At 69.8% G+C, this 22,662-nt stretch carries 19 protein-coding genes, 5 tRNA genes and 1 pseudogene; 11 read left to right on the top strand and 14 right to left on the bottom strand.

Going from position 1 to position 22,662, the window contains the following annotated elements; genetic code table 11:
* Positions 1-177 precede the first annotated feature (177 nt).
* A complete protein-coding gene (gene ndgR / locus OHA73_RS29900) occupies positions 178-894 on the top strand; it encodes an IclR family transcriptional regulator NdgR (RefSeq protein WP_266714499.1) in 717 nt (238 codons plus the stop codon).
* A gap of 194 nt (positions 895-1,088) precedes the next feature.
* On the opposite strand, the gene OHA73_RS29895 is transcribed toward ndgR, so the two are convergent.
* The 9 genes from OHA73_RS29895 to OHA73_RS29855 form a co-directional block, all read right to left on the bottom strand.
* A tRNA-Glu gene (locus OHA73_RS29895) sits at positions 1,089-1,161 on the bottom strand.
* Positions 1,162-1,183: 22 nt separating this feature from the next.
* Positions 1,184-1,255, bottom strand: a tRNA-Gln gene (locus OHA73_RS29890).
* A gap of 38 nt (positions 1,256-1,293) precedes the next feature.
* Positions 1,294-1,366: transfer RNA gene (locus tag OHA73_RS29885), tRNA-Glu, on the bottom strand.
* A 62-nt stretch (positions 1,367-1,428) separates the two neighbouring features.
* Positions 1,429-1,501, bottom strand: a tRNA-Glu gene (locus OHA73_RS29880).
* Between the two features lie 42 nt (positions 1,502-1,543).
* Positions 1,544-1,615 (bottom strand) — tRNA-Gln (locus OHA73_RS29875).
* A gap of 89 nt (positions 1,616-1,704) precedes the next feature.
* A complete protein-coding gene (locus OHA73_RS29870; RefSeq protein WP_266714497.1) occupies positions 1,705-2,436 on the bottom strand; it encodes an HAD family hydrolase in 732 nt (243 codons plus the stop codon).
* Positions 2,437-2,526: 90 nt separating this feature from the next.
* Positions 2,527-4,011, bottom strand: a complete 1,485-nt coding sequence (gene gltX, locus OHA73_RS29865) for a glutamate--tRNA ligase (protein WP_266714495.1) — start codon at positions 4,009-4,011, stop codon at positions 2,527-2,529.
* Complete coding sequence (locus OHA73_RS29860) at positions 3,995-4,780, bottom strand: fumarylacetoacetate hydrolase family protein (protein ID WP_266714493.1); 786 nt, start codon at positions 4,778-4,780, stop codon at positions 3,995-3,997. Before OHA73_RS29860 ends, gltX begins: the two co-directional genes overlap by 17 nt.
* 91 nt (positions 4,781-4,871) lie before the next feature.
* Complete coding sequence (locus tag OHA73_RS29855; RefSeq protein ID WP_327656578.1) at positions 4,872-5,060, bottom strand: hypothetical protein; 189 nt, start codon at positions 5,058-5,060, stop codon at positions 4,872-4,874.
* 569 nt (positions 5,061-5,629) lie between these two features.
* Here OHA73_RS29855 and OHA73_RS29850 point away from each other — a divergent pair.
* The 8 genes from OHA73_RS29850 (at position 5,630) to OHA73_RS29815 (ending at position 16,624) form a co-directional block, all read left to right on the top strand.
* Complete coding sequence (locus tag OHA73_RS29850) at positions 5,630-9,709, top strand: sensor histidine kinase (RefSeq protein ID WP_327656577.1); 4,080 nt, start codon at positions 5,630-5,632, stop codon at positions 9,707-9,709.
* Positions 9,710-9,718: 9 nt separating this feature from the next.
* Positions 9,719-10,132 (top strand): roadblock/LC7 domain-containing protein, encoded by a 414-nt coding sequence (locus OHA73_RS29845; protein WP_266718905.1) that lies wholly within the window; start codon positions 9,719-9,721, stop codon positions 10,130-10,132.
* Positions 10,133-10,303: 171 nt separating this feature from the next.
* Positions 10,304-10,714: a DUF742 domain-containing protein gene (locus OHA73_RS29840; protein WP_266714487.1), complete on the top strand. Its 411-nt coding sequence runs from the start codon at positions 10,304-10,306 to the stop codon at positions 10,712-10,714.
* Positions 10,695-11,282: a GTP-binding protein gene (locus OHA73_RS29835; RefSeq protein WP_266714485.1), complete on the top strand. Its 588-nt coding sequence runs from the start codon at positions 10,695-10,697 to the stop codon at positions 11,280-11,282. The genes OHA73_RS29840 and OHA73_RS29835 overlap by 20 nt, the downstream gene beginning before the upstream one ends.
* A gap of 383 nt (positions 11,283-11,665) precedes the next feature.
* Positions 11,666-14,938 carry a sensor histidine kinase gene (locus OHA73_RS29830; protein ID WP_327656576.1) on the top strand — a complete coding sequence of 1,091 codons (3,273 nt, stop codon included), beginning with the start codon at positions 11,666-11,668 and terminating at the stop codon, positions 14,936-14,938.
* A gap of 10 nt (positions 14,939-14,948) precedes the next feature.
* Positions 14,949-15,362 carry a roadblock/LC7 domain-containing protein gene (locus OHA73_RS29825; protein ID WP_266714481.1) on the top strand — a complete coding sequence of 138 codons (414 nt, stop codon included), beginning with the start codon at positions 14,949-14,951 and terminating at the stop codon, positions 15,360-15,362.
* 94 nt (positions 15,363-15,456) lie between these two features.
* Positions 15,457-16,053 (top strand): DUF742 domain-containing protein, encoded by a 597-nt coding sequence (locus tag OHA73_RS29820; RefSeq protein WP_443063146.1) that lies wholly within the window; start codon positions 15,457-15,459, stop codon positions 16,051-16,053.
* On the top strand, positions 16,034-16,624 hold the full coding sequence (locus OHA73_RS29815) for a GTP-binding protein (protein WP_266714479.1): 591 nt from the start codon (positions 16,034-16,036) through the stop codon (positions 16,622-16,624). Before OHA73_RS29820 ends, OHA73_RS29815 begins: the two co-directional genes overlap by 20 nt.
* A gap of 69 nt (positions 16,625-16,693) precedes the next feature.
* On the opposite strand, the gene OHA73_RS29810 is transcribed toward OHA73_RS29815, so the two are convergent.
* The 5 genes and pseudogenes from OHA73_RS29810 to OHA73_RS29795 form a co-directional block, all read right to left on the bottom strand.
* Positions 16,694-17,047, bottom strand: a complete 354-nt coding sequence (locus tag OHA73_RS29810) for an SRPBCC domain-containing protein (RefSeq protein WP_327656575.1) — start codon at positions 17,045-17,047, stop codon at positions 16,694-16,696.
* 190 nt (positions 17,048-17,237) lie between these two features.
* Positions 17,238-17,666, bottom strand: a complete 429-nt coding sequence (locus tag OHA73_RS29805) for a TetR-like C-terminal domain-containing protein (protein ID WP_327656574.1) — start codon at positions 17,664-17,666, stop codon at positions 17,238-17,240.
* Positions 17,667-17,795: pseudogene (locus OHA73_RS45790) on the bottom strand (helix-turn-helix domain-containing protein); the annotation flags it as partial.
* A gap of 121 nt (positions 17,796-17,916) precedes the next feature.
* The gene (locus OHA73_RS29800) at positions 17,917-18,108 is read right to left on the bottom strand and encodes an acyl-CoA carboxylase subunit epsilon (protein ID WP_267069119.1); all 192 of its coding nucleotides are present in this window, start codon (positions 18,106-18,108) and stop codon (positions 17,917-17,919) included.
* A 28-nt stretch (positions 18,109-18,136) separates the two neighbouring features.
* Positions 18,137-19,732, bottom strand: a complete 1,596-nt coding sequence (locus OHA73_RS29795) for an acyl-CoA carboxylase subunit beta (RefSeq protein WP_266714471.1) — start codon at positions 19,730-19,732, stop codon at positions 18,137-18,139.
* A 399-nt stretch (positions 19,733-20,131) separates the two neighbouring features.
* Here OHA73_RS29795 and OHA73_RS29790 point away from each other — a divergent pair, with 399 nt between their 5' ends.
* Positions 20,132-20,749, top strand: coding sequence for a YceI family protein (locus tag OHA73_RS29790; protein ID WP_266714469.1), 618 nt, complete (start codon positions 20,132-20,134; stop codon positions 20,747-20,749).
* 186 nt (positions 20,750-20,935) lie between these two features.
* Positions 20,936-22,327, top strand: a complete 1,392-nt coding sequence (locus OHA73_RS29785) for an oxidoreductase (protein ID WP_327656573.1) — start codon at positions 20,936-20,938, stop codon at positions 22,325-22,327.
* The last annotated feature ends 335 nt before the right edge of the window (positions 22,328-22,662 follow it).

Raw genomic sequence — 22,662 nt, 5'->3', positions numbered from 1 at the left:
ACCGGCTTGAGGTGCGCCGGCCCAACTAGAGATTTCGGATCGCCGTCGCCCGTACCCCTCGTACCGGACGCCAACGGCCGGGCCCGTTTGGTCCACGGGCCGGTGTGACGTACAGGGTGGCAAGTTCCACGGAAAATTGAACTTGCGTTTCACAGAGTGAGACGGGAGTATCGACGCATGGACAACAGTAGCGGCGTCGGCGTTCTGGACAAGGCAGCCCTTGTCCTGGGCGCTCTGGAGTCCGGACCCGCGACCCTCGCAGGCCTTGTCGCGGCCACCGGACTGGCAAGACCCACAGCCCACCGCCTTGCGGTGGCCCTGGAGCACCACCGCATGGTGGCGCGTGACATGCAGGGCCGTTTCATTCTCGGCCCGCGCCTCGCGGAACTCTCGGCGGCGGCCGGCGAGGACCGCCTCCTCGCGACGGCGGGCCCGGTGCTCACGCACCTTCGGGACGTCACGGGCGAGAGCGCCCAGCTCTACCGCCGCCAGGGCGACATGCGCATCTGCGTCGCCGCGGCGGAGCGGCTCTCCGGACTGCGGGACACGGTCCCGGTGGGCTCGACCCTCACGATGAAGGCGGGCTCCTCCGCGCAGATCCTGATGGCCTGGGAGGAGCCGGAGCGCCTGCACCGGGGCCTCCAGGGCGCCCGCTTCACGGCGACGGCCCTGTCGGGCGTCAGGCGCCGCGGCTGGGCCCAGTCGATCGGCGAGCGGGAGCCGGGCGTCGCGTCCGTCTCCGCGCCCGTACGCGGCCCCTCCAACCGCGTCGTGGCCGCGGTCTCGGTCTCCGGGCCGATCGAGCGCCTCACGCGCCACCCGGGCCGGATGCACGCCCAGGCGATCATCGACGCCGCGGGTCGCCTCTCCGAGGCCCTGCGCCGCACCGGTTGATCCGGTTGCCCCAACTCCCCTTATATTCCCTGCCCGTTCCCGGCCGGTCGCTCCAACGCCGCAGCGACCGGCCGGAGTTGTCCACTCCTGGCTTCAACTCCCGTACGTGTGCCCGCACATGTCACGGCAGCACATGTCACGGCACACGAAAAGGACCCTTCCCGACTTCGGGAAGGGCCTTGATCGTTCGCGAGTACCCCCGACCGGATTCGAACCGGCGCTACCGCCTTGAGAGGGCGGCGTGCTAGGCCGCTACACAACGGGGGCCTTGACCACTTACGTGATCGAGCTGGTCTACCAGGACTCGAACCTAGAATGACGGTACCAGAAACCGTAGTGTTGCCAATTACACCATAGACCACAGAAGTTCAAGGCCTCACGACCTGCGAACTCAGTGCGTACCCCCGACCGGATTCGAACCGGCGCTACCGCCTTGAGAGGGCGGCGTGCTAGGCCGCTACACAACGGGGGCCCTAGCGATCCTGCATTGAAGTCAGTGGGTGCGACCCGAACTGTCCTCACGGGAAGGATCTGTACCCCCGACCGGATTCGAACCGGCGCTACCGCCTTGAGAGGGCGGCGTGCTAGGCCGCTACACAACGGGGGCTTTGTGGATGCCATATCCACGGTTGCAGATGAGCTCTGCGAGCTGGCCTACCAGGACTCGAACCTAGACTAACGGAACCAGAAACCGTCGTGCTGCCAATTACACCATAGGCCACCGAAACGCAACCCCCGAAGGGATCTTGCTTGGCTTGCGCTTCCGGGATCCGGGCTTTTGGGCCCGCTCCCCTTGGCGCAGAAAGAACATTACCCGAAGGTGGACTGCGCTCCAAAACGGGTATCCCCGGCCAACAGCGCAGGCAGTTGCCCGAGCCCTGTGATGCGTACGAGTTCGGGCCTGCCGCCCAGTTCAGCGCGGTCGAGCCAGATTCCGCTCAGGCCCGCGTCGACGGCTCCGCGGGCGTCCGTGTCGGGCTGATCACCGACGTACGCGATCTCGTGCGGCTCCAGGGAGAGCTCCTCGCAGACGGCGTGGAAGGCGGCCGCCTCGGGCTTGGCGACGCCGAGTTCGGCGGCGCACAGGACGGCCTCGAAGCGGTCGCGCACACCGAGGACGCGCAGCTTGCGGTCCTGGTTGTGCAGCGAGGAGTTGGACAGCACCGCGTGCCGGTAGCCGTCGGCGAGGGTGTCGAGGGCCGGGACGGTGTCGGGGAAGAGGCTCCACGCGGCCTCGTAGTGGCCGCGATAGCGGGCGAACCAGCCGTCGGCCTCCTCGGCCTCCATGGCGCGCCCCACGAAGCTGCGCACGCGGTCCCTGCGCTGCCCCTCCCAGTCGGACTCTCCCGCCTCGAACCGGGCCCAGTGCTCGCGCGTGGTGGCCCGCCACCGCACGAGCGCCTCCTCGACGCTCCCGAAGCCGTCGAGCAGCCCCTCCGCGTCGAGGTGGGCGCGCATCCCGACGGTGTCGGCCGTCGCGTAGTCGAAGATCGTGTCATCCACGTCCCAGACGATGGCCTTGATCGGCGTGCTGTGCGGCATGTCATGACCGTAACGCCGAAAGACCCGGAAGCCGTTCGCTTCCGGGTCTTTCAGGGTCTACACGCGACGCAGCGGGCTACGCGCGCGTGGTTACGCGGTGAGCTTTGCCAGGGCCGCGTCGATGCGGGCGAAGGTCGTCTCCTTGCCCAGGATCTCGAGGGACTCGAAGAGGGGCAGGCCGATGGTGCGGCCGGTGACGGCCACCCGGACCGGGGCCTGGGCCTTGCCGAGCTTCAGGCCGTGGGCCTCGCCGGCGGCCAGGACGGCCTCCTTGAGGGACTCGGGCGAGTTCCAGTCGGCGGCGTCCAGCTTCTCGCGGGCCGTCCTCAGGAGCGCGTCGGAGCCCTCCTTCATGGCCTTCGTCCAGCTCGCCTCGTCGAAGACCGGCTCGGAGAGGAAGAGGAAGTCCACGTTGTCCGTGATCTCGGAGAGGACCTTGAGGCGGGTCTGGGCGTGGGGGGCGATCGCCGCCCACTTCGCCTCGTCGAAGTCCTCGGGGGCCCACGGGGCGACGGGAGCCTTCAGCCAGGGCTCGCAGCGGGCCGCGAACTCCTTGGGGTCGAGCAGGCGGATGTGGTCGCCGTTGATCGACTCGCACTTCTTGAGGTCGAAGCGGGCCGGGTTCGGCTGGACGTCCTTGACGTCGAAGGCCGCGACCATCTCTTCGATGGAGAAGATGTCGCGGTCGGCGGAGAGGGACCAGCCGAGGAGCGAGAGGTAGTTGAGCAGGCCCTCCGGGAGGAAGCCGCGCTCGCGGTAGAGGTTGAGGCTGCTCTGCGGGTCGCGCTTCGACAGCTTCTTGTTGCCCTCGCCCATGACGTACGGGAGGTGGCCGAACTCGGGCACCAGCTTGGCGAGCCCCAGGTCCTTGAGCGCCCAGTAGAGGGCGATCTGGCGCGGGGTGGAGGAGAGCAGGTCCTCGCCGCGCAGGACGTGGGTGATCTCCATCAGGGCGTCGTCGACCGGGTTGACGAGCGTGTAGAGCGGAGCGCCGTTGGCACGGACGATGCCGTAGTCCGGGACGTTCTCCGGCTCGTACGAGATCTCGCCGCGGACCAGGTCGTTGAACGTGATCCGCTCGTCGGGCATGCGGAAGCGGACGATGGGCTTGCGGCCCTCGGCCTCGTACGCGGCCTTCTGCTCGGCGGTGAGGTCGCGGCAGTGGCCGTCGTAGCCGGAGGGCTTGCCTGCGGCGCGGGCGGCATCGCGGCGCTCGTCCAGCTCCTCGGTGGAGCAGTAGCAGGGGTAGGCCCGGCCGGCCTCGACGAGCTTGTCGGCGACGTCCTTGTAGATGTCCATCCGCTGGGACTGGCGGTACGGCGCGTGCGGGCCGCCGACCTCCGGGCCCTCGTCCCAGTCGAAGCCGAGCCAGCGCATCGCGTCGAGGAGCTGCTCGTACGACTCCTCGCTGTCGCGGGCCGCGTCGGTGTCCTCGATGCGGAAGACCAGGGTGCCCTGGTTGTGGCGCGCGAAGGCCCAGTTGAACAGGGCGGTGCGGACCAGGCCCACGTGGGGGTTACCGGTGGGCGAGGGGCAGAAACGGACGCGTACGGGTGCGCTAGCCACGCTTGACAACCTTGTTGGTGAGAGTGCCGATGCCTTCGATGCTGACGGCGACCTCGTCGCCGACGCTGAGCGGGCCGACCCCTTCCGGGGTGCCCGTGAGGATGACGTCGCCGGGGAGCAGCGTCATGGCCTCGGAGATGTTGACGATCAGGTCCTCGATGGACGTGATCATCTGCGACGTGCGGCCGAGCTGACGCTGCTGGCCGTTGACCGTGCACTGGATCGTGAGGTCGGAGGCCTGCTCCAGGGAGAGGTCGGTCTCGACCCAGGGGCCCAGCGGGCAGGACGTGTCGAAGCCCTTGGCCCGCGCCCACTGCTTCTCGCGCTTCTGTACGTCGCGCGCGGTGACGTCGTTGGCGGCCGTGTAGCCGAAGACGACGTCCTTGACGCGCTCGCGCGGGACCTCGCGGCACATGCGGCCGATGACGACCGCGAGCTCCGCCTCGTGGTGGAGCTCCTGCGAGAAGTTGGGGTACTGGATCTCGGCGTCCGGTCCGATCACCGACGTCGACGGCTTGAAGAAGGCGAAGGGGGTGTCCGGGACCTCGTTGCCCAGTTCCTTCGCGTGCTCCGCGTAGTTGCGGCCGAAGGCGATCACCTTGTTCGGGAGCACGGGGGGCAGCAGCCGGACCTTGCTGACCGGGACCTTCGTACCGGAGAGTTCGAAGTCCGCGAACGGGATGCCCTTGATGATGTCGAGGACGAGCTCGTCTGGCTTGTCGCCCTCGACCGCGCCGAAGGCGACGTTCCCGTCGATGGAGAATCTGGCGATGCGCACGGCCTGCTGCGCCCCTTTTTCTGACGTTGGCCCGGGTGGGATGTGACCGACCCAGGCTAACGCGGTGGGGAGGACGCCGTCGGCCCGGTTGTTACGCCGCCGGGGCGGTCTCCGGAGCCACCATCAGGATCGTGCGCCTCGGGTTGGCCGTGTTCGTGGGGAGCGTCGCCGCGTGTTCCGGGACGGCCGGCGCGGCCTGGATCTCTTCGGCGTCCGCGAGGTGCGCCAGCGTCGTGCGCCGGGGGTTGGCAATGTTCTGGAACATCATCGTCTTCGTCATGACTGCGCTCTGGAACCTTCTCCGTAGTCTGGTGAGTCTTGTGGGCCATCCCTTTTCAACGTCAGGCTAAACATCTGATTCCCGCCGAAAGCCGGGAAGTTGCGATCACCCGCATGTGAGTTTGCTCACGGGGTACCTCGCAAATAGGGCACTTCGGGCCGCCAACTCCCGCCCGCGAAACGGACATTACGCGACTGAAGCCACTATTCCGCTCGCGATCACGACGGTCGGGACACCCCCCTGGCGTACACGGAAAGTCCCGCAATGACCGGGTTGGGGCAGGTCGAGTTGCACGACCCGTGACTCTCCTCTTACGCCGTGTCACACAGGGTGCGGCAGTCCCCTCGGGCCTTGTTGGAGATCCTGCACTGTGCTGGAATCGCGTGGACCGCCGCAGGTACAGAACCGGCGCGCACGGGCGCAAAACAGCGCCGAGCAGCGGCGGAGAGGGGAGCCAGCGCCGGTCACTCACGACCAAGGGGGACGTTTCAGGTCGCCCCCCGAACGACGCCGACACCGTCTTGTCCGTGTATACGGGCGGGGCGCCTGGTCCAGAGGTTGCGACGCTAGTGCAGGGACGTAAGAACAGGGATGGCAGCGCTGCGGCGGAGCCGGAGCCGCGCGGCGGGACCGGCCCGACAGCCGGCGGCACCCGGCCCCCGCACGCCCAGAACCCGGGACGCACCGCGTCCGTCGACACCTCGGAGGCCGACGGCAGGAGCGGCGGTTCCGGCTCGGGCACGCAGTCCTCGGCGAAGCCCAAGGGCCCCACGGGGCCCGGTTCGCGGATGGCGCTGCGCAACTGGCGCATCTCGACGCGTCTCGTCTCGCTGCTCGCGCTGCCCGTGGTCGCGGCGACCTCGCTGGGCGCGCTGCGGATCGCCGAGTCCCTGAACGACATCCAGCAGCTCGACAACATGAAGCTGCTGACCGAGATGACCAAGCAGGCCACCGAGCTGGCGTCGGCGCTCCAGGAGGAGCGCGACCAGGCGGCGGGCCCGCTGTCCAACGGCTCCTCGACGAGCGACTTCAACGTCAAGTCGACGCGGGAGAAGACCGACCGCGCCCAGGACACGTTCCTGCAGAGCACCACCGACATCAAGGCCGATGGCGAGACCGGCAGCCTCAACGGTGTGCGAGAGCACGCGGTGCAGATCGCCCACGAGCTGATCAACCTCAACAAGATCCGGCAGGGGGCGTACGAGGACCGGTCGAACTCCTCGCAGACCGTCGACTCCTACGCCCGCATCATCGACGAGCTGCTCTCCCTGTCCACGGACATGGCGCAGGCGACCAGCAGCCCCGAGATGATTCAGCGCACGCGCGCCCTCTCGGCCTTCTCCTCCGCCAAGGAGTACGCCTCCGAGCAGCGCGCCATCATCGCGGCCGCCCTGCCGCCCAACAGCTCCCGGTTCGGCAAGCTCTCGGAGACCGACCGGCAGTACGGTCTCGCGGCAGCCGAGAACCAGGAATCGCAGATCCAGTCGTTCAAGGCCGTCTACGGCGCCGTGCCCGCGCAGGAGCTGCTGAAGCCGATCGAGGAGAACAACTCCACGATCAAGGCCGCGGACACCTACGCGAACCGTGTGCTGCAGAAGTCCGACGGCATCAAGTCGCAGGACAAGCGCTCGTACAAGGACTGGGTCGACGCGGACACCACGCGCGTCCAGGAAATGTCCAAGATCGAGCTGACGCTGCTCAACCAGATGGAGCAGCAGGCCCGCGAGCTGCGCAACGCCTCCGAGCGCTCGGCCATCATCAACGGTGCGCTGATCCTGCTCGTGCTCGGCGTCTCGCTCGTCGGCGCCTTCGTCGTGGCCCGGTCCATGATCCGCTCGCTGCGCCGGCTCCAGGACACCGCGACCAAGGTCGCCCAGGACCGCCTGCCCGAGCTGGTCCGCGAGCTGTCCGAGTCCGACCCCCAGGACATCGACACGTCCGTGGAGTCGGTCGGCGTGCACTCGCGCGACGAGATCGGCAAGGTGGCCGCGGCCTTCGACGACGTGCACCGCGAGGCCGTGCGTCTCGCCGCCGAGCAGGCCCTCCTGCGAGGCAACGTCAACGCGATGTTCACCAACCTCTCGCGCCGTTCGCAGGGCCTCATCCAGCGTCAGCTGTCGCTCATCTCCGAGCTGGAGTCCCGCGAGGCCGACCCGGACCAGCTGTCGTCGCTGTTCAAGCTCGACCACCTCGCGACCCGCATGCGCCGTAACGGTGAGAACCTCCTCGTTCTCGCCGGTGAGGAGCCCGGTCGTCGCTGGACGCGGCCCGTGCCGCTCGTCGACGTGCTGCGTGCCGCCGCGTCCGAGGTGGAGCAGTACGAGCGCATCGAGCTGGCCGCCGTGCCCGCGACCGAAGTCGCCGGCCGCGTGGTCAACGACCTCGTGCACCTGCTCGCCGAGCTGCTCGAGAACGCGACCTCGTTCTCCTCGCCGCAGACCAAGGTGAAGGTGACCGGTCACGCGCTGCCCGACGGGCGGGTGCTCGTCGAGATCCACGACACCGGCATCGGCCTCTCGCCCGAGGACCTCGCCGCGATCAACGAGCGCCTGGCGGCGCCGCCCACCGTGGACGTCTCGGTGTCCCGCCGCATGGGTCTGTTCGTGGTCGGTCGGCTGTCGCAGCGCCACGGCATCCGCATCCAGCTCCGCCCCTCCGACTCCGGTGGTACGACCGCGCTGGTCATGCTCCCCGTGGATGTCGCGCAGGGCGGCAAGAAGCCTTCCGGCAAGGGCGGCCCCGGTGGTTCCGGTGGTCCGGCCGCCGCGCAGGCCGCGGCCGGTGTCGCCGCCGCGCGGCGCGGCCAGGCGCCCGGCAACGCCGGTGGTCCTCCTGGTCTCCTCGGGGGCGGCTCCGGTGCTCCCGGTGGGCGGCCGCAGGTCGGTGCCGGTACGGGTGGGCCGCGTGCGGCGCTGCCCGGGCGCGGCGGTGGCCCGCAGGCGCCGGCCAATTCCGGTGCCAACGGTCCTTCGGGCCCCTCGGCCCCCTCCGGTCCTTCCGCTCCCGACGCGTTCGGCAAGGGGCAGGCTCCCGGCGGCCCCGTGCCGCCGCAGCAGCGCACCCACAGCGACCCCAACGAGCCGCGGGGCCGGCGCCCGATGCTGCCCCCGCGCGGCGGTGGCCCGCGTGCCGAGCTGCCGGGCGGCAACCCGCAGCCCCGTACGCCGAGTTGGAGCGACGAGAACGCGCAGCCGAACCTGGACGCTCCGCGCGGTCACGACGAGCCGGACACCACGGCCCCGTTCCCACGCGTCCGCGACGACCGCCAGGGCCCGCCCCAGCAGGGTGGTCACGGCCCGGCGCAGGACTCCGGCCAGTTCGTCCGCTCCGACGTCTTCGGCCCGCGTGACGGCAACACCGGCGGGCCCGACGCGGCGAGCGGCTTCCGGGACGGCGGCTTCACGGACCGTCAGGACCCGTCCGCCACCGGCCAGTTCAACCAGCAGCAGGGCGGCCCGTCGAGCACCGGCCGGCACCAGCGCCCGCAGGACCCGAGCACCGACCGGTTCCCGCGCGTCCAGGACCCGTCCGCCACCGGTCAGTACGGCCGGCAGCAGGGCGACCCGTCGGCCACCGGCCGGTTCGCGCAGCCGCAGGGTCCGACGGACAGCGGCGGCTTCCCGCGCCCGCAGGACCCCTCGTCCGGCACCGGCCAGTTCCCGCGCTCCCAGGACCCGGCGAACACCGGCCAGTACAACCAGGCGCAGGGCGACCCGTCGGCCACCGGTCAGTTCCAGAACCCGCAGGAGCCGTCGAGCACCGCTCAGTTCCCGCGTGTTCAGGATCCGTCGGCCACCGGCCGGTTCAACCAGCCGCAGGGCCCGTCCGACAGCGGCGGCTTCCCCCGCCCGCAGGACCCCTCGTCCGGCACCGGCCAGTTCCCGCGCTCCCAGGACCCGGCCGACACCGGCCAGTACAACCGTCCGCCGAGCGACCCGGCGAACACCGGCCAGTACGCGCAGCCCCAGGGCCGCTCGGCGACCGGCCAGTTCGAGTTCACGCCCCCGAAGCCGCCTCAGCGCAACGGCGGTCAGGACCAGGGCATCCCGGCGCAGCCCTCGCAGGAGGACTTCCTGCCGCCGGGCGACAACTCGGGCGGGGACGGCCGTACGCCGCTGTACGACAACCTGGAGACGAACTGGTTCCACGGCCAGAACGGCCAGAGCCAGGGTCAGAACCAAGGCCAGGGCCAGGGCCAGGGCCAGGGTCAGAACGGTCGGAACCAGAACGGTCAGGGCCGCAGCCAGGGCATGCAGTCGCCGAACGGGCGCCTCGATCAGGGTCTCCCGCAGCGGCAGCAGCAGGGCCAGGCCCCCTCGGCCGCCCCGTCGCGCCCCGCCGCGTCCCAGGACCCGGCCGAGGCCAACTGGCGGCAGTCCCCCAACGACGACCTGATGCGCCAGGCCGAGCGGGTGCGCAAGCCCGCCGCGGGCGGCGTCACCCACTCCGGTCTGCCCCGCCGTGTGCCGAGGGCGAACCTGGTGGCGGGCACCGCTCAGGAGCAGCAGACTCAGACCGGTCCTCAGGTCTCGCGCGCGCCCGACGAGGTGCGCGGTCGGCTGACCAATCTCCGTCGGGGCATTCAGCAGGGGCGGCAGGCCGGAAACACCGGCAGCTACCCCCGCCCCACTCACCAGCAGGAGCGTTAGTTGAGCCAGATGAGCCAGGCGGCACAGAACCTGAACTGGTTGATCACGAACTTCGTGGACAACACGCCGGGTGTCTCGCACACGGTCGTGGTGTCCGCGGACGGGCTGCTGCTCGCGATGTCCGAGGGGTTCCCGCGCGATCGCGCGGACCAGCTGGCGGCCGTGGCGTCGGGTCTCACCTCGCTCACGGCCGGCGCGTCCCGGATCTTCGAGGGCGGCCCGGTGAATCAGACGGTCGTGGAGATGGAGCGCGGCTTTCTCTTCCTCATGTCCATCTCGGACGGCTCGTCGCTCGCCGTGCTCGCACACCCCGACTGCGACATCGGCCTCGTCGGCTACGAGATGGCGCTGATGGTCGACCGGGCGGGCTCGGTGCTCACCCCCGACCTGCGCGCAGAGCTTCAGGGCAGCCTTCTGCACTGAGGCCCGTAACGGCCGGTAACCCCGGCCACCCCCGCAGTCTGCTTCATCGGCAGTCCCGGAATCCAGTCAGCGCACGCAATCCGCACACCCGATATTCCGCCGTCACAATCCCCCCACCGGCCCACCCTCAGACGGCAGGCCCCCGCACTTGTCGTCCCGCCCGGAGGATCCATGACCCCGCCCACCGACTCACACGACCCGTACGGCGCCACCGCCCACGCCGGGTACGGCTTCGAGGGCGACCAGCCCCTGGTCCGCCCCTACGCGATGACCGGTGGCCGGACCCGCCCGCGCTACCAGCTCGCCATCGAGGCGCTGGTGAGCACGACGGCCGACCCCGCGGCCCTGGTGACGCTGCTGCCTGAGCACCAGCGCATCTGCCACCTGTGCCGCGAGGTGAAGTCGGTGGCCGAGGTCTCGGCGCTGCTTTCGATGCCGCTCGGCGTGGCCCGGATCCTCGTCGCGGACCTGGCCGAGGCCGGGCTCGTCGCCATTCACCAGCCGGGCGGCGACGAGGCCAACGGCGGTGCGCCGGACGTGACTCTGCTCGAAAGGGTGCTCAGTGGACTTCGCAAGCTCTGACGGTTCCGTGGGAACCGCCCGTGCCACCACCTCGGCGAAGATCGTGGTGGCGGGCGGCTTCGGCGTCGGCAAGACCACGTTCGTCGGGGCGGTCTCCGAGATCAACCCGCTGCGCACGGAAGCCGTCATGACCTCGGCGAGCGCCGGGATCGACGACCTGACGCACACCGGGGACAAGACGACGACCACCGTCGCCATGGACTTCGGCCGCATCACGCTCGACCAGGACCTGATCCTGTACCTCTTCGGTACGCCGGGCCAGGACCGCTTCTGGTTCATGTGGGACGACCTGGTGCGCGGCGCGATCGGCGCCGTCGTCCTCGTCGACACCCGCCGCCTCGCCGACTGCTTCCCGGCCGTGGACTACTTCGAGAACTCCGGCCTGCCCTTCGTCATCGCCCTCAACGGCTTCGACGGGCACCAGCCGTACGCCCCCGAAGAGGTGCGCGAGGCCCTGCAGATCGGCCCGGACACCCCGATCATCACCACCGACGCCCGGCACCGCGCCGACGCGAAGAGCGGTCTGATCACGCTGGTCGAGCATGCCCTCATGGCCCGCTTGAAGTAACCGGGCGCCTGTCAAAAACGGTCGGATCTCGGTCATCAAGTGGCTGGATCCATACGGCAGTTGTCGTAGCCCATTCGGCGCCCCCTGTGGCCTTTGACACGCCGGGCCCTGGTGTTCATAACGTTTCGAAAGAGAATTCCCAGGGCACCGACACACGTCGCGCACAGCCGGTTCCACTGCGCTCACAAGAGCCCCGCCTTTTGGCGGGGCTCGCTCTTTATGACCGTTTTATCTGGGGTGTGCGTCACGCGGAGCTTCCGCTTCCGACTGTTTGGAGGTGTGCCTCCTGACGTGCTGGAATGCGCTGAACTGCCCAGTAGGAATGGGCCTGGAGACATACCGCGGCACAACGTAGGTGCCGACGCCGAGAGGTTGTTGGTCGAGTGAGGCGAAGCAAGAACAGTCCCGAGCCGGTCTCGGCGCGGGGCAACTTCACCCCGCCCCCGCGCGACGCGGCGCGGACCGCGCCGGCGGCCGAGGCCACGGCGCCGGCGTCGTCGGGCGGACGCATGTCGCCCCGTAACTGGCGTGTACCCACCAAGCTGAACGCCATCCTTCTCATACCCGTGCTCGTCGGCCTCGTCATGGGTGGCTTCCAGGTGTCGAACTCGATCGACACCTGGCAGGAGGCCGAGGACGCCGAGAGCACCGCACGCCTCGTGCAGGCCTCGCTGACGTACGGCAACCGCCTCATCGAGGAGCGCGACAGCACCGCGGCGCCCCTCCTCCAGGGCAAGACGGACGACCCCCAGGTCGCCAAGGCCCGCGAGGCCACGGACACCGCCGCCGAGAAGTTCCACGCCGCGGCAGCGAACATGCCGCAGAAGGAAGGCCTCGAGCGCCGCATGGCGCAGTTCACCAAGGTCGAGCCCCAGCTGAAGAAGCTGCGGGCCGCCGCGTACACCTCCAGGCTGCCCGGCGTGCAGACCGAAGAGGGCTACGTCGCCATCCAGCACCCGCTGATGGAGTTCGCCAACGAGCTCGGCCTCGGCACCGGCAACATCACCAGCTACGGCCGTACCGTCTACGCGATCTCGCTGACCAAGGCGGCGCTCTCGCTGGAGCGGTCCATCGGCATGCACCTCCTGGTGAAGCCCGGCCCCGGTGCCACGAACCTGACCCGTCAGCGCACCGCGCTCGGCAGCTACGCCTACCTCGAGAACATCGCCATCGAGGAGTACAAGGGCGGCGGTACGGCCGAGGACCTCCAGAAGCTCCAGGGCACGATCAAGAGGCTGAAGTCCGACGGCGCCAAGCAGGCCGCCGCGGCCAAGGCCAAGAACCCCTCGTACATCCCGCCGCCCGAGAACACCAAGATGGTCGGCGCCGTGGTGGCCCTGCCCAGCACCCAGCCGAGTGCCAGGCTCGCGCTCGCCCAGAAGGGCGTCACGCCCGAGAACTGGTGGGCGGTCAACACGGCGAAGTTCGACGCCTATCGCACGATCGAGTCGAATCTCGCGGACAAGGCCGTGACCGAGGCCTCCGGGATCGCCGCCGACGCCAAGCGCGAGGCGATCATCATCGGCGCCGCCGTCGTGATCGCCCTGCTCGTCGCCGTCCTGATCGCCGGCCAGATGGCCCGGCAGATGTCCCGCTCGATGCGCCGGCTGCGCTCCGCCGCCTTCGACGTGGCCGAGCAGCGCCTGCCGATGCTCGTCGACCAGCTCTCGCGCACCGAGCCGGGCCGGGTGGACACCCGCGTACAGCCGATCCCGATCGTCACGACGGACGAGATCGGCGAGGTCGCCCGCGCCTTCGACCAGGTGCACCGCGAGGCCGTCCGGCTCGCCGCCGAGCAGGCGCTGCTCCGGGGCAACATCAACGCGATCTTCACCAACCTGTCGCGCCGCAACCAGTCGCTGATCGAGGGCCAGCTGACCCTCATCACCGACCTGGAGAACAACGAGGCCGACCCGGACCAGCTGGAGAACCTCTTCCGCCTGGACCACCTCGCGACCCGTATGCGCCGCAACGGCGAGAACCTCCTGGTGCTCGCGGGCGAGGAGCCCGGCCGCCGCTGGGACCAGCCGGTCCCGCTGGTCGACGTGCTGCGCGCCGCGACCTCCGAGGTGGAGCAGTACGAGCGCATCGAGCTGGCCGGCGTCCCCGAGGCCGAGATCCACGGCCGCGCGGTCACCGACCTCGTGCACCTGCTCGCCGAGCTTCTGGAGAACGCCACGACGTTCTCCTCGCCGCAGACCAAGGTCCGCGTCACCGCGACCCGTCTCCCCGACGGCCGCGTCATGATCGAGATCCACGACAAGGGCATCGGCCTCACCGCCGAGGACTTCGCGGACATCAACCACAAGCTGGCCAACCCGCCGACGGTGGACGCCGCGATCTCCCAGCGCATGGGCCTGTTCGTGGTCGGCCGCCTGTCGGACCGGCACGGCATCCGCGTGCAGCTGCGCCCCTCGGGCGAGCAGGCGGGTACGACGTCGCTGGTCATGCTGCCCGAGGCGATCACGCACGGTGGTGGCGGCGGGGTCCAGGAGGACTCCGAGTTCACCGTCTCGACGATGATCCCGAAGCAGGCCGCGTTCGAGCACACCCCGCTGCGCACGGCCGCCGAACTCGGCTTCGACGACAGCCAGTACGACATCCCGGACGACGCCCGCGAGTTGGACCCGGTCGGCCGCTCCCTCATGCGTGAGGAGCGCCGTGCGGCCCTGGAGGCGCAGCAGCAGGACGACCCCGTCCAGGACCAGCGGCAGCCGCAACAGGAACGCCCGCTCTTCCGCGACGACTTCCAGCCACAGCAGCCGCAGCAGGACCGTCCGCCCTTCGCGGAGCAGAACCCGTACGACACCCGGCAGGCCCCGTACGACAACCGCCGGCAGCTCGGCTACGACGATCCGCAGCAGGGCGTCTACGACGAGCACCGGGGCGGCTACGACGGCCGGCAGCAGGGCGGTTTCGACGACCGGCAGCAGAACGGTTTCGACGGGTTCGTCCCCGTACAGCCCACCCACGGCACCGGACAGCCGGACGGGTTCGCCTCCGGGTACGCCCCGCAGGACGGCTATGCGGAAGCCCCGCAGGAGCCGTACAACCCCTTCGAGCCGTCCTCGCAGCGAGCCGACTGGCAGGCGCAGGACGCCTTCCGGGAGCCCTACCGACCCGATTTCCAGGGCCCGTTCGGCACCGAAGCGGAATCCGCTCCGGGCACTGCCGCAGCGGACCGGGAACGCGTAGGCTTCGACGGACACGGTGCCACCCCCTCGGCAGATTCGGCCGGACCGGCCCCTTCCGCACCCCACGCGCTGACCGACGCAGGTCTGCCGCGGCGCGGTGGCGGTGCCCCGCAGGAGCCCGCGCCGACCCCCCAGCAGGCCCCCGAGACCCGCTCCGAGGACGACACCGACTGGCGCTCTGCCAACGACGCCCGGTGGGTGCGCGCGGAGCAGCTCAAGAAGCCGAAGGCGGGCGGGGTCACCGCGTCCGGACTTCCGCGCCGGGTGCCCAAGGCCAACCTGGTCGAGGGCACGGCGGAGTCGACGCCGCAGGGCGGCCCACAGGTCTCCCGCGCCCCCGAGGACGTCAGGGGCAGGCTCAGCAACCTGCGTCGCGGCGTACAGCGGGGACGCAGTGAAGGCAGCAGTGATACGAACGGCCAGGGCTTCGGCCCTGACAGCACCTACAACCAGGAGCGTTAGTGTGAGCCCGATGAGCCAGGCGGCACAGAACCTGAACTGGTTGATCACCAACTTCGTGGACAACACCCCCGGTGTGTCCCACACGGTGGTGGTCTCCGCCGACGGACTCCTTCTGGCGATGTCCGAAGGGTTCCCCCGCGACCGCGCCGACCAGTTGGCGGCCGTCGCCTCGGGTCTGACCTCGTTGACCGCGGGCGCCTCCCGCATCTTCGAAGGCGGCCCGGTGAACCAGACAGTTGTGGAGATGGAGCGAGGATTCCTCTTCATCATGTCCATCTCCGACGGCTCTTCTCTCGCCGTCCTTGCACACCCCGAGGCGGACATTGGCCTCGTTGGGTACGAGATGGCCCTTCTTGTCGACCGGGCGGGCACGGTTCTCACGCCGGACCTGCGGGCGGAGCTTCAGGGAAGCCTTCTCAACTAACAGACAGGCAGTGCGTATTCGTGTCCCGGGGCCGTAAGGTTTCGGGACGCGGCTCCACAGTGATGGTGCCCAGCGCAGTCGGAGGAGGAAGTTCGTGTCTGGTTCAGCAACACCCCCGAGCGGTTCGTCGGCCCAGTGGCCGCCCTACGGCCACGGCCAGGGGCGGGGCCAGGCGGGCATGGGTGACGACGGATCCCAGAACCGGTACAACTTCCCGTCTTCCCCCTCGTCGGCGAACCACGCCCGACCGACCCGGCAGCCCGGTCCCTACGACCAGCCGCCCGCGCCGCGCATCCAGCCCGTGCAGCCGCAGCCGCGCCCCGACGCGAATCCCGCACCCGCCGCAAAGAACAACCCGCTGGTGCGCCCGTACGCCATGACGGGCGGCCGCACAAGGCCGCGGTACCAGCTCGCCATCGAGGCGCTGGTGCACACCACCGCGCAGCCGCACCAGTTGCAGGGCCAACTGCCCGAGCACCAGCGGATCTGCACTCTCTGCCGAGAGATCAAGTCGGTGGCCGAGATCTCGGCCCTCCTGACGATCCCTCTCGGTGTGGCCAGGATTCTCGTCGCCGACCTCGCGGAGGCGGGACTGGTCGCCATCCATCAGCCCGGCGGCGACGAGAGCGCCGGCGGCCAGCCAGACGTGACATTGCTCGAAAGGGTGCTCAGTGGACTTCGCAAGCTCTAGCGGAGGGCCGGCTGCTCCAAGCCGTTCCACCACATCGGCGAAGATCGTGGTGGCAGGTGGTTTCGGCGTCGGAAAGACGACGTTCGTGGGCGCCGTCTCCGAGATCAACCCGCTGCGCACCGAGGCCGTCATGACGTCCGCGTCCGCGGGCATCGACGACCTGACCCACACCGGGGACAAGACGACCACGACGGTCGCCATGGACTTCGGCCGCATCACGCTCGACCAGGACCTGATCCTGTACCTCTTCGGTACGCCGGGCCAGGACCGCTTCTGGTTCATGTGGGACGACCTGGTGCGCGGCGCGATCGGCGCCGTCGTCCTCGTCGACACCCGCCGCCTCGCCGACTGCTTCCCCGCGGTCGACTACTTCGAGAACTCCGGCCTGCCCTTCGTCATCGCCCTCAACGGCTTCGACGGCGCGCAGCCGTACAACCCGGACGAGGTCCGCGAGGCCCTCCAGATCGGCCCCGACACCCCGATCATCACGACGGACGCCCGCCACCGCGCGGACGCCAAGTCGACGCTGATCACGCTGGTGGAGCACGCCCTCATGGCCCGCCTCCGGTAGTCGCCCGACCCTGACACGGCGAATGGCCGCACCCCTTGCCGGGTGCGGCCATTCGCCGTGTCAGGGGGGTCAGGACCCTAGCGCCTCGGCCCGTTCGGCCAGCGCCTCGTTCATGGCCCGGAACTGCGGCAGCGTCCGGGACGTCAGGACGCCCTGGGCGAAGGGCACGGCGACTCCGGTGAAGCGTTCGCTCTGGGTGAGACGGACGCGGTGCGGGCCGAGCCGTTCGACGGTGAAGCGGTGCTGCCCGTCGGCGATCCAACCGGGCCCCATCTTCCCGAGCCAGCGCAACTCCACTCCGGCATCGGCGACTTGGACCTGCGGCTCGAAGGTGCTGTCTCCGCCGGAGTCGTGCATCACGATCCGCAGTCGCGCGCCCTCCGTCAGACGGCCGCCGGAGGAGGTCACTCGCGCCGAGGTCATGAACGGGTTCCACTCCTGGTAGGCCGGGAGGAGGCCGTGGAGGTGCCGGCCTGCGGGGCGGTCAGTGACGTATCAGCCATCGTGGGTCCTCTTTCGCGTCGGTGGCGAACGGACGTGCTGACGAGCGCTGTGCGTCGAGCGGTGTGCGTCGAGGGGTGTGCGTCGAGGGGTGTACGTCGAGGGGCGGGAGTCAGGCCAGGGCGCCGCGCAGGGCGTCCGTGACGAGCTGGTCGACATAGGCCGCGTCGAGCGGGCGGCCGGTGATCAGGAGCCGGTAGTAGAGCGCGCCGGCGAGCTGGTCGAAGAGCACTTCGGGGTCGAGGTCCGCGCGCAACTCGCCCTGCTCCCTAGCCTGTTCGAGCAGGGTCAGCACCAGCGCGTTGCGGCGCCGGAACATGGGCTGCACGGCCTCGCCGACGTCCCGGTGGCGGGCGGCCGCGGCGGCGACCTCGGCGACCAAACCGGCGGAAGTGTCCCCCGACGTGGCGGGGCGGCCGGCCTGCCGCATGCGGTCGAGCCCGGCGACGATCGCGTTGAGGTAGCGCGTGAGGTCGGCGCGGACGTCGCCGCCGTACTCGACCGGCACGGTGTCCTGGAAGCGTCCGACCACGGCCACCACGAGATGGTCCTTGGTGGGCCAGCGGCGGTACAGGGTGGTCTTCGCGACGCCCGCCCGCGAGGCGGCCTCGTCGACGGAGAAGCGGTCGTAGCCGCGCTCCAGCAGCAGCGCCAGCGCCGCGTCGACGATACGGGTGTCCGCTCCCTCACTGCGTGGGCGACCGCGCCGGACAAGGCGCCCACACGAAGAGGCCCCGTCTCCTCTCGGGAGACGGGGCCTCTTCGGTGCTTCGAGGTGCTGAGCGGGTGCGTCAGCGCCAGCTGTGCGGCGCGCGGAAGCCGGGCTCGCGCTCCAGGCGGCGCCACCCCGCGCGGTTGTGCCGGACGTGGTGCGCCGGGGCCTCGGGAGTGGCGGCGGCACGGGCCAGCAGGATCGCGGTGATGGCCGCGACCTCCTCCGGCTCGGCGTGGCCCTTCTCGACGCGGATGTCAGGCATGGACATGTGGCAGGTCTCCTACGACTAGTGCCGGTTACTGCGGCGGGTTGCCGTGCTTGCGGGACGGCAGGTCGGCGTGCTTGGTGCGCAGCATCGCCAGGGACTTGATCAGCACCTCACGCGTCTCCGCGGGGTCGATCACGTCGTCGACCAGGCCGCGCTCCGCCGCGTAGTACGGGTGCATCAGCTCGGCCTTGTACTCCTTGACCATCTTCTGGCGCATCGCCTCGGGGTCCTCGGCCTCGGCGATCTGCCGGCGGAAGATCACGTTGGCCGCGCCCTCGGCGCCCATGACCGCGATCTCGTTGGTCGGCCAGGCGTAGGTGAGGTCGGCGCCGATGGACTGGGAGTCCATGACGATGTACGCACCTCCGTACGCCTTGCGCAGGATCAGCGAGATCCGGGGCACGGTGGCGTTGCAGTACGCGTACAGCAGCTTGGCGCCGTGCCGGATGATGCCGCCGTGCTCCTGGTCGACGCCGGGCAGGAAGCCGGGGACGTCGAGCAGGGTCACGATGGGGATGTTAAAAGCATCGCACATCTGGACGAACCGGGCGGCCTTCTCCGAGGCCTCGATGTCCAGGACGCCCGCGAGGGCCTGCGGCTGGTTGGCGACGATGCCGACGACCTGGCCGTCGAGCCGGGCCAGGGCGCAGATGATGTTGCGCGCCCAGCGCTCGTGGATCTCCAGGTAGTCGCCGTCGTCGACGAGCTCCTCGATGACCTTGGTCATGTCGTACGGGCGGTTGCCGTCGGCCGGGACCAGGTCGAGCAGGACGTCACCGCGGCGCTCCGCCGGGTCGTCGGACTCGATGGTCGGCGGGTTCTCCCGGTTGTTCTGCGGGAGCATCGAGAGCAGGTAACGGACCTCGGCGAGGCAGGTCTCCTCGTCGTCGTACGCGAAGTGCGAGACGCCGCTCGTCTCCGCGTGGACGTCGGCGCCACCGAGCCCGTTCTGAGTGATCTCCTCGCCCGTGACGGCCTTGACCACGTCCGGGCCCGTGATGAACATCTGCGAGGTGTCACGGACCATGAACACGAAGTCCGTGAGCGCCGGGCTGTACGCCGCGCCACCCGCGCACGGGCCGAGCATCACGCTGATCTGCGGGATGACGCCGGACGCCCGGGTGTTGCGCTGGAAGATGCCGCCGTAGCCGGCGAGGGCGGAGACGCCCTCCTGGATACGGGCGCCCGCGCCGTCGTTGAGCGAGACCAGGGGCGCGCCGGCCGCGATGGCCATGTCCATGATCTTGTGGATCTTCGTGGCGTGGGCCTCACCCAGCGCGCCACCGAAGATCCGGAAGTCGTGCGCGTAGACGAAGACCGTGCGGCCCTCGACCGTGCCCCAACCGGTGATGACACCGTCGGTGTGGGGCTTCTTGGCCTCCAGGCCGAAGCCGGTGGCCCGGTGCCGGCGCAGCTGCTCGACCTCGTTGAACGAACCCTCGTCGAGGAGCAGCGCGATGCGCTCGCGCGCCGTCAGCTTCCCCTTCGCGTGCTGGGCCGCGGTCGCCTTCTCGCTGGGTCCGGCCAGTGCCTGCGCACGGATCGCGTGCAGCTCGGCCACGCGTCCACGGGCGTCGGTGGGCTCGTCCCCAGGGTTCGAGGCGCTGTCGTCCAAAACGGTCATGTAGTGACCTTACGAAAGGCACCCATGAAAACCGTCCGTCGACTCCGTACAGTCTCCGGCCCGTTTTCCTGGTAGCCCTGAACAGAACCCGGCCGCCGGGGGGCCGAAGTGACTGCTCAGCGCGGGTCCGCCTTGTAGACGTCACACAAAGCGGCGCCCTGAGACCCGCCTCACACCGCCGCCGTCACCGCCGCCGTCACCGCCGTCGGCGCGCACCGCGCACACACCCGAAAGGGCGACCCGGACCATATCGGGCTGTAATCGAGGAAACACGCATCGTTTGATGTTGAACATTGAACATCATCGCGCTACAGTCGAACCAGTTGATAGTTCAACGTTCAACATCACGCATCACTCCACCTGGCACCCCCCGTGCCGCCCGTCCCCAAGGAGCACGTCATGGGCATCTTCGGCCGCAAGAACGAGTCCGCCACCACCCCCGCCACCGCCGCTGCCGACGCGCCGGCCAACCCGGACCTCGCCGCCGTCACCGGCGACTACACCGTCGACCCCGCTCACACCACGCTCGGCTTCGTCGCCCGGCACGCCATGGTGACGAACGTGAAGGGCAGCTTCAGCGACTTCACCGGCTCGCTGCACCTGGACGGCTCGGACCCGGCGAAGTCCACGGCCTCCTTCGACGTGCAGATGGCGAGCATCTCGACCGGTAACGAGGACCGTGACGGCCACCTGAAGAGCGCCGACTTCTTCAAGATCGACGAGTTCCCGACGATGACCTTCCGGTCGACCTCCGCCGAGTCCCTGGGCGGCGACGACTACCGCATCACGGGTGACCTGACGATCCTCGGCACCACCAAGCCGCTCACCATCGACCTGGAGTTCAACGGCGTCGCGAAGGACCCGTTCGGCAACGAGCGCGTCGGCTTCGAGGGCAAGACCGAGATCCTCCGCTCGGACTGGGGCCTCACCTGGAACGCCGCGCTCGAGACCGGTGGCGTCCTCATCTCCGACAAGATCAAGCTCAACTTCGACATCTCGGCGATCAAGGAGGCCTGAACCGGCCCACTGCGTCGGCGAGTTCAGGCGGTCACGAGTTTCGTGACCGCCAACTCGTGTTTTCCTGCGGGGTGGGCAAGGTGGTCATCCAACGGCATCCATCCGCCGAAGTAGGGCATGCTGCGGTCACACGCGCGGCCCCCGGCGGAGCGCGCACCCGCCGCTGGACGGACCCCGAGGAGCCCGATGCCGCCACCCGTGCCGTCGACACCCGCCCCTGAGCGGAGCGTCGACGCGGCTGTGGTGCGGCGGGACATTCTCGACGCGGACGCGGGGCCGGACCCGTATGTGTTGCGCGATGCGCGCGTGCGCGGGGCGCTGGCGCTGGACGGGGCCGAGATCAAGCGGCTCGTACGGTTCGAGGGGTGCCGCTTCGACGGACCGATGACGTTGGAGGGTGCGAGCACGCTCGCGTTCACCGTGACGGAGTGCGAGCTGCCCGGGTTCGTCGCGCCCACCGCGCAGATTGGCGGTCGGCTCGACCTGCGCAGGTCGACGATCAGCGGTGGGCGGCGCGGCGCCGTGAACCTCGTCCACACGCACATCGCGGGCGGGCTGCGGCTCGACGGGGCGCATCTGACTTCCTCGGAGAGCATCGCCCTGAACGCGGGCGGGCTCGTGATGCAGGGCGGCGTGTTCTGCGACAACGGGTTCGTCGCGCACGGCCAAGTACTGCTGCCGGGCGCCGAGTTGCCCGGTGGGATCTGGTTGCGCGGGGCGCGGATCGTGATGCCGGAGCCGGACATGGTCGCGTTCAACGGGGACAACGTGCGGGCGTCGACCGTCCGTATGCAGGAGGGGTGCAGGGTCGACGGCAGGGTCCGGCTGCGCGGCGCCCGGATCGACGACCTGTTGTCGTTCAACGGAGCCGAACTTCTCGGCGTGGGATCGTCATTGATGTGTGTGGGGATGCAGGTGGAGGCACTCGACCTGCGCTTCGCGCGGCCGCCCGCAGGTGGCGTGAACCTCCGCAACGCGCGTGCGACCCGTATCCAGGACCGCCCCGACACCTGGCACCGCCCGCTCGGCCTGGACGGACTCACGTACGACTGGCTGGAGTTGACGGCCGGGAGCCAGCACGACGACACCACGAACCGGCTCGACTGGCTGCGCCACCAGCCCGTGTTCGCCCCGCAGTCGTACGAGCAACTGGCCGCGCACTACCGGAGATTGGGCCACGACGACGAGGCGCGGCGCGTGCTGCTCGTACGGGAGCGCAAGCGCAGGCGCGCTCAGCGTCCGCTCGGGCGGGCGTGGGGACTGCTCCTCGAAGTGACGGTCGGCTACGGGTACCGGCCGTGGATCGCCGGGATCTGGCTGGCGCTGCTCACGCTGCTCGGCTCACTCGTCTTCCATGCGCACACGCCCGTGGCCAACAAGCCGGGCGAGGGGGCACCGTTCAACCCGGTCGCGTACACCCTCGACCTGATGATCCCCGTCGGCGGCCTCGGCCAGCGCGACGGCTGGCACTGGGACCAGGTGGGCGTGCAGGCGCTGGCGTACGGACTGATCGCGATCGGCTGGATTCTGACGACGACCGTGGTGGCGGGCCTGACACGGACACTGAGCCGCAACTGACCGCCACCAGGCTTGGCTCGCCATGTACGTGACGACCGGACCGGCATGGATTCCGTAGGTCCTCGCACGTGTGACGGAAGTTCCGCGGTCGGCTGACATAAGCTCACCGGGCTCTGACAGGAGCACACCACGGCGGGCCGCACCGGCCCGTGCGAGACAGGGGGACCATGTCCTATCCCACTCCGCCCGGAGACCCAGGCGCGGCGAACCCGTACAACCAGCCGCCGCAGTCGGCTGGTTGGCAGCAACCGCCGCAGCCTCCGCAGCAGCCCGCGCCGGGCCAGGGATACCCCGCCAACCCGGGATATCAGGCGCCGCAGGGATATCCGTGGCCC

Source organism: Streptomyces sp. NBC_00483 (assembly GCF_036013745.1).
Taxonomy (GTDB): Bacteria; Actinomycetota; Actinomycetes; order Streptomycetales; family Streptomycetaceae; genus Streptomyces.
The sequence above is the reverse complement of the archived record's forward strand: the minus strand, read 5'-3'. Positions and strand labels throughout refer to the sequence as shown.